The organism is Pseudoalteromonas sp. SR43-7 (genome assembly GCF_014163785.1).
Lineage (GTDB): Bacteria > Pseudomonadota > Gammaproteobacteria > Enterobacterales > Alteromonadaceae > Pseudoalteromonas > Pseudoalteromonas distincta.
Map to the genome: position 1 here is coordinate 87,021 of NZ_JACJDY010000021.1, position 9,195 is coordinate 96,215.

A 9,195-nucleotide genomic window follows, 5' to 3' on the forward strand; every position below is an offset into this window, starting at 1 on the left:
AAACTGGGGGGGATTGATAGGGGTGAGAGTTGTTGGATTTGGATACTAAAAAGGCATGCTTTTAACATACCTTTTTGGTTATATTTAGCTTTTAATTACATTTATTAAACTTACATAAATACTTTTTAAAGTACCATTGCTGCAATCCAGCCAAATATAAGCAGTGGAATGTTAAAGTGAATAAACGTTGGAATAACAGAGTCTCTAATGTGGTCGTGCTGGCCGTCGGCATTTAAACCCGATGTTGGGCCAAGCGTTGAATCTGAAGCAGGAGAGCCTGCATCACCTAGAGCGCCCGCAGTACCAACAAGCGCAGCGGTAGCCATAACAGAAAACCCAAGGTCTAAACATAAAGGAACAAACAAAGTTGCAATAATAGGCACTGTTGAAAACGAACTGCCAATTCCCATTGTAATTAATAACCCGACTAACAAAATAACACCGGCGGCCAAAGGTTTATTACCATCAAAAAGGGCGGCTGCGCTGTGTACTAAGCTTGCTACATCGCCAGTGGCTTGCATAACCGATGCAAACCCTTGTGCCGATATCATAATAAAGCCAATCATGGCCATCATCGCAACTCCTTTACTAAATACGTCGCCGTTTTCTTCCCACTTAACTACACCAAAAACACTAAATATCATTACACCTACTAAGCCACCTAAAATCATTGAGCCACTTAGGTTTTGTGCGACAAGTGAGGCAAGTACTGCAAAAAGCCCGACAATCATTACTTTTCTAGGGTTTTCGACTTCAGCCGATTTACTCACAGTTGTTAATGGGAGCTCGGTGTATTCGCGGCGTTTTTTGTAGGTAATAAATACCGCAATAAGTAATCCAATAAACATACCTAATGCAGGAATTATCATCGCCACAGGGACTTGGGTATTTACAATGTCTAGGCCGTTATCAACTAGGTTTTTGTGCAAAATAGAATATAAGTAAATCCCCCCAAAACCATAAGGAAGCACCATGTAAGACGTTGCTAATCCAAATGTTAAAATACACGCTATAGCACGCCTGTCTAACCTTAACTGATTAAAAACAACGAGTAACGGCGGGATCAAAATAGGAATAAACGCTATGTGTACAGGGACTAAGTTTTGCGAAGAAATTGCACAACCTAAAATAATTAATAAAATGAAGTAACTTAAAAATGTTTCATTACCGCTGCCTTTTGCATTTACTTTAGCAAGTAGCTTATCAGCGAGAATGCGTGTTAAACCCGACTTAGAAATAGCAACGGCAAACGCGCCGAGCATAGCATAACTTAGTGCAATTTCAGCTCCAGCTGAAAGGCCAGAATTAAACGCATCAACACTTTCTTTTATGCCCAAGCCAGCAGTAAGACCTGCAACTAACGCGCTTATGATCATGGCAACAATGACGTTAACGCGAGCCAGAGATAGCCCGAGCATTAAAATAACGCCTATAACAACAGCATTCATAGTATTCTCTATTTGGAAATTTTAATTAATTTTATCAGATCTTTAGCCTGAGTTTTACGCTCTTTCGTAAAAGGTTTTTTACCATAGCGTACTTGGTTAAATAACTGCCTAAAAGTGCTTATAGATTGTGCAGAACGAGGAAGTTGATCAGCAAAAAAGTCTAACTGCTGACTCGGTGTTAAATTATCGGGTGTATTTATTTTTTGTTTTTTAGCCCATCCTTTTACTTCATAAAACTCTTTAACCATAGGCGCTAATTTAGCTGGGCGTTTTGGTAAGTTTAAATAGATAAAATAACCTATAAAACAAAAACCAGCTGTTAGTAAAACCATTAATGGTACAAGCCAAATATTTTTACTACCAAAAATTGATTTTAAAAAATCATTTTGTTTTTCTTCGTCAAAACCAAGTACCCAGCTAGACCATTGATAATCGAGGTTTTCAAGTTCCAACCTTAACCAATTAATAGCGGGGAAATTACTTAAACTCACTAAACCAAAATCAAGGTTACTTTTAAATTCGTCATTCAGCTCTTCGTTTTGCGAAAGTGAGCCATTTAAACGCTCTGGTGCAACAACGGCGGTTGCATCAAAAATAACCCAACCTTTGTTTTGTAAATATACTTCTACCCAAGCGTGTGCGTCGTATTGGCGAACAGTGAGCGTATTATTATCTTGATTTAATTCGCCACCTAAATAGCCACTTACTAGTCGAGCGGGTATACCTGCGGTTCTAAAAATGTACGCAGCGGCACTGGCATAGTGGCCACAAAAGCCACGTTGGTTATCAAATAAAAATTGATCTATGATGTTATCGCCGCTCATAGGAGTGGGTGTTAATGTGTAAGTAAATCCCGTACCTGCAAAGTACTGTAATAAGCTATTGTAAAAATCGCGGTCAGAGTGTGTATTTTGCTTTAAGTTTTTAGCAAGTGATGATGTTTTTACATTCTTTTTATTGGAGAGGTATTTGTAGCGTTTTTCTTCAAATTCGCCAAGCGGTAAAGCTGTGAAGTTAAAGCTATTTACATCGTATTGTAAGTTTTTAGCTTGGCGACTTTTTTTACGCAATAAACCTAGCGAATTACCTTCAACATTTGGTGAGTTACTACTGGAATACGCTAAACCATAGAGCCATTTTTGTGTAGCAGGCTCTGCAATAACTGAGTAGCTTGCAATAAGTTGCTCATCATTTTCGCTCTGCGTATTTGTTTTTACATTATTATATTTTAAAAAGTCAGACGTAAGCCACGCATTACCATTAAACTCATCATGGACTATTGCTCGCCAATAATAAGGCGCTACAGGTTTTTCTTCGTTAAATTTAGCTCTAAACACAAGTTCATCTGAGTTTGAAAGCTTTGCAATATCGAATGGATCGACTTGTTCAGAAAGCCCTGTTTTAGCAAGCTTAGGCCCAGGAAGCTGCCAAAAGGCAGGCATTTTTGGTAAAAAAAGCAGTAAAAATATAGCTAAAGGAAGCGCTAAAAGTAGCAATTTACCACTTTGCTTAGAGGCGATTTTTAAATTATGTTTGGACTCGAGTAGGCCAAGTACTGCAAAGTTTAATATGTATAAACAACTTACAGTTAAAGTCGTTAAAATGCTTTGGTTAAATAAATACACCGATGAGAGTGAAAAAAACGTAAGCGTTGTAATTACATGATAGTGTTTTTTGGTTTTAGCCTGCAGCAGCTTAAATAAACTAGCAAGTAGCAGCATAGCCACAAATAAAATAACCGTATCCGACATGCCTACTGTGTAGAGCATTAAACCTAATGACACACCTGCGAGTATATTTGCCAGCCAAGCATTTGGCTTGGGTTTATTACTTAGCGTTATGTAAAAGTTCCATGCACAAATAAGTGTAAGTACACCAACAAAAACAAGCGGTAAATGTGATACAAAAAATACAATCAAACATGCATATATAAAAGACAGCGAATAATTTATTACTTTTTCATTTTTAAGTATGTCCATTACACATCACCATTAAATGAGCATAATAATTCTAAGCATTGCTGCTTATGTTGCTGTCCGGTATTTGTATTTATTGTTTTATTCGGTAGCTTTAACATAAAAGGGGTGTTTTTCTCGGTTGCTTCACACACTAAAAAGCATAACTGGCTTAAACGTTGTTCTGTATCTCCATTCATTAACGTAAAATCGAAGAGCGCATTTGCTGTTTTAAAGTCTACAAACTCTTTAACTAACAACTGCTGTGTTTTTGCGTAATGCTTCCACGACACTCTTTGCAAGCCCATCTCAGGTAAGTGTGGGATAAGAGACTCAAACTCTTCGCTACCAGATTGTGTAGAAATACCTTTATCGGCTTGCTCATCAAGCATAGAAACATGCGCATCACAGTGAACCTGTTCAAGCGACGGATATACAAATACTTCTTCTTGTAATTGAATGTAGCTCCAAACAGTTATCAAACCAAAGGGGTAGTTACTCGCTATTTTAATACGTTGCACTGAGTACTTACCGCGTGAGCTATAGGGTAAGTGGAGTGTAAGTAACTGAGGTTTACTATCAACTTGGCCGGTATGTTTGTAAGTTTGCTCACTACCTTGATATGTTAAATTAATAGATTGGGTAACAGAAGGGCTTTGTAATTCAAATATAATACTCGGTTTTTGAGGAGCGTAGCTGTTAAATGCATCTTTAAATTTAACTGTTAAGCCTTTAGCGTTACTGTAGCCCATTAATATAGTAATAATCATTACCACAAACATAAGATAAGACATTATTAAAATTAAATTATTTTGATAATTAATGCCCATCACAAAGTTTAAAATAGCTACAACTATAAAGTACCAACCAAGGGATGATGGCAATACATAAATTGTTCTGTGTTCAAGTGTAATTGAGTTTTTTAAATGTTTATTTTTTAATAACTTATTAAATACACTTTGCTTAAATGACTTAAATAAAGAAGGGCGCTTAGCTGTTTTTTTTGGCATAAAAGTTTATACCGGAACTAATACGTTTTTTAAAATAGCGTTTACTTGCGCTTCACCTGACTCATTATGCAAACCTAATCGATGCTGACACACACTTGCAAATACGGCTTGAACATCTTCTGGCATTACAAAATCACGACCATCAATAAAGGCCCACGACCTAGCCGCTTTAGCCAGAGCCATACTAGCACGAGGTGATAACGATGATGCAAAAGCGTTGCTTGTGCGTGTGTAATTAACAAGCTCTATAATGTAGTCAATAACCGGGCTACTTAAAGTAATTTGGCTTATCTGAGTTTGAATTGCCGCTAACTCTTGTTGGTTAATACGCTTAGGTAATTGGCTGTAATCTCGTTTTTGCATATTCAAAATTAAGCGTTTTTCGGCTTCTTTAGGAGGAAAACCTAAGCTAATGCGCATTAAAAATCGGTCTAATTGCGACTCAGGTAACGGGTAGGTACCTGATTGATAAAGCGGGTTTTGTGTTGCTATCACAAAAAATGGATTTGGCAGCGTATATTTTTTTCCATCGACTGTTACTTGTTGCTCTTCCATTGCTTCAAGCAACGCACTTTGTGTTTTGGGCCCTGCGCGGTTGATTTCATCAGCTAAAACAACTTGGCTAAAAATAGGACCTTTATGAAACGTAAAACTGTGCTCGGTAGAGTTAAATACATTAGTACCCAGAATATCAGCAGGGAGAAGATCACTGGTAAATTGTATACGCTGATACGATAAACCTAACACAGCTGACAATGCATGAGAAAGAGTGGTTTTCCCCATGCCAGGCAAATCTTCAATGAGTAAATGCCCTTCGCTAAATAAGCATGTAAGTGCCTGTTTTATTTGTTGTTGTTTACCAAATATAACACTCGAAAGATCTTCTATAATCGCAGTAACAGTACTATGCATGCTAACCTTTCTATTATTCTATTATTCTATTATTCTATTATTTCAAGACGCTTCATTACAGTGTCTACTTTTTTTGTATTGAAAGGTTTTGCAATAAAACCTTTAGCGCCCATTTCCCACGTATTTTGTACGTTTTCTAGATTATTGTGGCCAGAGCACATAACAACATGAGTGTGCGGGTAAGCACTATTAATGTATTCCAATATATCTGCACCGTTAGAGTCAGGTAAATCTACATCTACAAATATAACGCCTGGCGGTTTATTGTTCATAATAGGTTTAGCAGAGCTAAAATCAGCGCTTTCTAATATATCTTCGAACCCTAAGTCAGTTAAAATTTGGTTTAGATAATCACGAATTTCCTTAACGTCATCAATAATGAGGATGGGCTCTAGCGGGCGAACAAATTCCATATGTAGGTTACTTCTATTTTGAATACATCTAAGTGCTTTAATACTAAGCTAACCCCATCATAAGCTCAAGAACGTTACTTAAAAAACACCAATAAATAAACTGTTTATAGGTTGCCCAACAGCCTATTTTTAAAGGATTACCTGCTTTTATGTCTTCTACTAACTTATATTTTTATTAATAGTATTGAACAATAATGACGTATCCATAAGAAATTCCTTAATCCAATACATCATTCCATCAAAATTTGATGTAACAAATTTGCTACTTAACTTATTGATTCAAAAATATTTACATACAAATTCGATTTTTTGTAAACATTTTGTAATAAAAAATCGTTGACCTTCTAAATTCATTCTGTGATTATGCCCAGAAGATGGGCTTATGCTCGCAAGTGAAATTTCATTAACAATTTGATGTTTTGCTCAGCCAGCCTCATCTATACACACTGAATTAATACCAATTTCATTAAATGAAAATGCAATTTAATAAAGTTGGCATCACACACCACACTAAATAAAGAGCTTATTATGTTGAATAATAAAAAGACTAAATTTGCAATTTCTCTCATAGCGGCAGCTATGGCTACATCGGCTCCAGCACAGGCTGATATTTCTGAATATTTAGATCGCGTTGACGTAGACTTTTTACTAATGCAAAACTTTCAGTCAATTCAAGCTAAAGACGGCGCATTTCGTCCAGAAGATGAAGAACAAGAATCAGGATTTGGCCGTATTAGAGCTAATCTAATGCTTAAATTTCATATTAACGAGTTCATCACTGCCGATATAGATATTGCAGAAGAGCCTAATGACTTTGGTGGCGAAGATCGTGACTTTTCATTTCACAACGATTTTGCAGGTGTTGAATTTGACTTACTAGGTCTTTATGGCACACCAAAAGAAAACGCAAATTTAACACTGCGTTTGGGTAATATTGGTGGCTCACCATTTCAATTTAAAGGTTTTCAAGACGGCGCAGATAACCAAAATAATGCACTTATTGGTAATGGTATTACCGATTACGCAACCGCCGAAAACGGCGCACAGCTAAGTTACAGCGAAACTTTCGAAAGTGGTGTAGTACGTGCTTATAATGTTACAGGTCACATTACTACTTCAAGTTTCGGTGAAGCGTTTCAAGAAGACAGAGGTTATAACTACCGACTTCAAGGTACTTTAGAATTTGAAGGTGGCTTTAAAGCAGGCTTAAACTTATTAAAAGCGAATCAAGGCGACCAGTTACGTTTTGAAAACGGCGTAGCCAGTCTTGATGGTGTAACCATAACAAACTATCGCTTTGGCGATGGTGAAAACTATAATTTCTCAGCGTCACCTTCAAACGAGCGTGACACTCACGTTGGCGCAATACCAGGGCTTGAGCAATCAATCATCCAGCTTAATTTAGCTTATCAACCATCTGACGAAACAAGCCTAATCTTTATGGTTGGTAAATCGTCTGATGATTACACATTTGCAGATGCCGCTGGTAATGCAGTTGCCGGTATTACCTACTTTGGTACAAACGGCATAGCTGATGAAAATGGCACTACTTTTGATTCAAACAGTGTAATAGAAGGCGACTCATCGGTTGAGTACTTCGTGTTTGAAGCACAACAGTATATTATTCCTAAAAAGCTATATGTAGCGGCTCGTTATGCAGAAGCCGAAAACACTTCCGACTTAATTGAACAAACAGACAACACAGTAGAGCGTATTCAAGTAGCCGCAGGTTACTGGTTTAACGATAAAACGCTTTTAAAAGTTGAGTATGTTAACCAAGAAGAAGGTGTTAATTCGGGCGGCCAAATCGGTAAAGGATTTGACGGCTTCACTTCTGAAATATCTGTTAAATTTTAAATCATTATCCAACTAGTCTAACTATTTAAACAAAGGACCTAAAAAGGCACTTTGCGGGCAGTTTTATGCGTTAAAACTGCCATAAATAGCATTGGCAATAGATTGAAATTTAATAGTACTTGTTAATACATAACGTGTATGGGGAATACCCGATGAAAAATAAATTAATTATGCTCGCGTGTGGCTTTATAAGCATGGGCGCTGCGGCAAAAGAAACAATTACAATAGCAACTGTTAACAACGGTGACATGATCACCATGAAAGAATTAAGCAGTGACTTTACCAGCCAAAACCCTGATATAGACCTAAAATGGGTCACTCTAGAGGAAAATATTTTTCGCCAACGTGTCACTACCGATGTAGCAACAAAAGGCGGCCAATATGATGTTATGACAATAGGTACTTATGAAGTACCTATTTGGGGCAAACAAAATTGGTTAAAAGAGCTGGATAATTTAGGTGAAAAATACGATTTAGACGATTTAATACCTGCAATCCGAAGCGGTTTAACGATTAACGACAAACTTTATGCAGCTCCATTTTATGGCGAAAGCTCTATGGTTATGTACCGTACTGACTTAATGGAAAAAGCAGGACTGATAATGCCTAAAGCCCCAACACGGGACTTTATACGCAAAGCTTCTAAAGCGATGACCGATAAAAAGAAGGTGTTTATGGTCTTTGTTTACGTGGTAAAGCAGGTTGGGGCGAAAACGTTGCGCTTATTACATCCATGGCAAACTCGTTTGGTGCGCGTTGGTTTGATGAAAATTGGAAGCCACAATTTAATACCCCAGAATGGGAAAATACCCTTCAGTATTATGTCGATGTGATGAAATAATCTGATCCTGCTGGTTCATCTGCAAATGGTTTTAATGAAAATCTTGCACTATTTCAAACCGGAAAGTGTGGTATTTGGATTGATGCAACCGTTGCAGGTGCATTTGTTACTAACAAGAAAGACTCAGAAGTTGCCGATAAAGTAGGGTTTGCACTTGCGCCAGATAACGGTCTAGGTAAACGCGGTAATTGGTTATGGTCTTGGACTTTAGCCGTACCGGCAAGCAGCAAAAAACCAGATGCCGCAATGAAATTTATTAGCTGGGCAACATCTAAAGAATACACTCAACTTGTCGCCGACAAAAAAGGTTGGGCAAAAGTACCGCCAGGTACACGTAAATCACTTTACAGTAATCAAAAGTACATGGACGCAGCACCGTTTGCGCAAATTACCTTAGATTCTATTCAATCTGCAGATCCTAAAAATCCGGCCGTTAAACCGGTGCCTTATGTAGGTATTCAGTTTGTTGCTATTCCTGAGTTTCAAGGAATTGGTACAGCTGTTGGGCAACAATTCTCAGCAGCATTAACTGGCCAAATGACCGTTAAGCAAGCGCTTAGTACGTCTCAGCACCTTGTTGAGCGAACAATGCGTAAAGCTCGCTATCCTAAATAGCATGTAATGGGCGGGTAAGTTGTACTAGCTCAGACTTGATCTGACAGTTACCCGTTTTTTAATCGGTGACTGTCAGTCTAGATTTGAGCTAAATTTTTCTCAGCCCAGATCAATTTTCCATCTAATAAAGTTTCTAATGGCGTT

6 protein-coding genes and 1 pseudogene are annotated in these 9,195 nt (G+C 37.7%); 2 read left to right on the plus strand and 5 right to left on the minus strand.

Annotation, left to right across the window (positions count from 1 at the left end; all coding sequences use genetic code 11):
• Positions 1 to 125: 125 nt before the first annotated feature.
• The 5 genes from H5087_RS15680 to H5087_RS15700 are packed head-to-tail and all read right to left on the minus strand — an operon-like array spanning position 126 to position 5,738.
• Positions 126 to 1,448 carry a Na+/H+ antiporter family protein gene (locus H5087_RS15680; RefSeq protein WP_182672647.1) on the minus strand — a complete coding sequence of 441 codons (1,323 nt, stop codon included), beginning with the start codon at positions 1,446 to 1,448 and terminating at the stop codon, positions 126 to 128.
• Positions 1,449 to 1,456: 8 nt separating this feature from the next.
• The gene (locus H5087_RS15685; protein ID WP_182672648.1) at positions 1,457 to 3,427 is read right to left on the minus strand and encodes a DUF3488 and transglutaminase-like domain-containing protein; all 1,971 of its coding nucleotides are present in this window, start codon (positions 3,425 to 3,427) and stop codon (positions 1,457 to 1,459) included.
• Positions 3,427 to 4,413 carry a DUF58 domain-containing protein gene (locus tag H5087_RS15690; RefSeq protein WP_182672649.1) on the minus strand — a complete coding sequence of 329 codons (987 nt, stop codon included), beginning with the start codon at positions 4,411 to 4,413 and terminating at the stop codon, positions 3,427 to 3,429. The genes H5087_RS15685 and H5087_RS15690 overlap by 1 nt, the downstream gene beginning before the upstream one ends.
• Before the next feature lie 6 nt (positions 4,414 to 4,419).
• Positions 4,420 to 5,325 (minus strand): MoxR family ATPase, encoded by a 906-nt coding sequence (locus H5087_RS15695; protein ID WP_182672650.1) that lies wholly within the window; start codon positions 5,323 to 5,325, stop codon positions 4,420 to 4,422.
• Between the two features lie 29 nt (positions 5,326 to 5,354).
• Positions 5,355 to 5,738, minus strand: a complete 384-nt coding sequence (locus H5087_RS15700) for a response regulator (protein WP_182672651.1) — start codon at positions 5,736 to 5,738, stop codon at positions 5,355 to 5,357.
• Between the two features lie 528 nt (positions 5,739 to 6,266).
• On the opposite strand from H5087_RS15700, the gene H5087_RS15705 reads away from it, so the two are divergent.
• Positions 6,267 to 7,595, plus strand: a complete 1,329-nt coding sequence (locus H5087_RS15705; RefSeq protein WP_182672652.1) for a hypothetical protein — start codon at positions 6,267 to 6,269, stop codon at positions 7,593 to 7,595.
• Between the two features lie 152 nt (positions 7,596 to 7,747).
• Positions 7,748 to 9,051: pseudogene (locus H5087_RS15710) on the plus strand (ABC transporter substrate-binding protein).
• Positions 9,052 to 9,195 lie beyond the last annotated feature (144 nt).

Bases quoted from the DNA above. Each gene is read 5' to 3' on its own strand.
- H5087_RS15680 (WP_182672647.1), bottom strand. From the start codon at position 1,448: ATGAATGCTGTTGTTATAGGCGTTATTTTAATGCTCGGGCTATCTCTG.
- H5087_RS15685 (WP_182672648.1), bottom strand. From the start codon at position 3,427: ATGGACATACTTAAAAATGAAAAAGTAATAAATTATTCGCTGTCTTTT.
- H5087_RS15690 (WP_182672649.1), bottom strand. From the start codon at position 4,413: ATGCCAAAAAAAACAGCTAAGCGCCCTTCTTTATTTAAGTCATTTAAG.
- H5087_RS15695 (WP_182672650.1), bottom strand. From the start codon at position 5,325: ATGCATAGTACTGTTACTGCGATTATAGAAGATCTTTCGAGTGTTATA.
- H5087_RS15700 (WP_182672651.1), bottom strand. From the start codon at position 5,738: ATGGAATTTGTTCGCCCGCTAGAGCCCATCCTCATTATTGATGACGTT.
- H5087_RS15705 (WP_182672652.1), top strand. From the start codon at position 6,267: ATGTTGAATAATAAAAAGACTAAATTTGCAATTTCTCTCATAGCGGCA.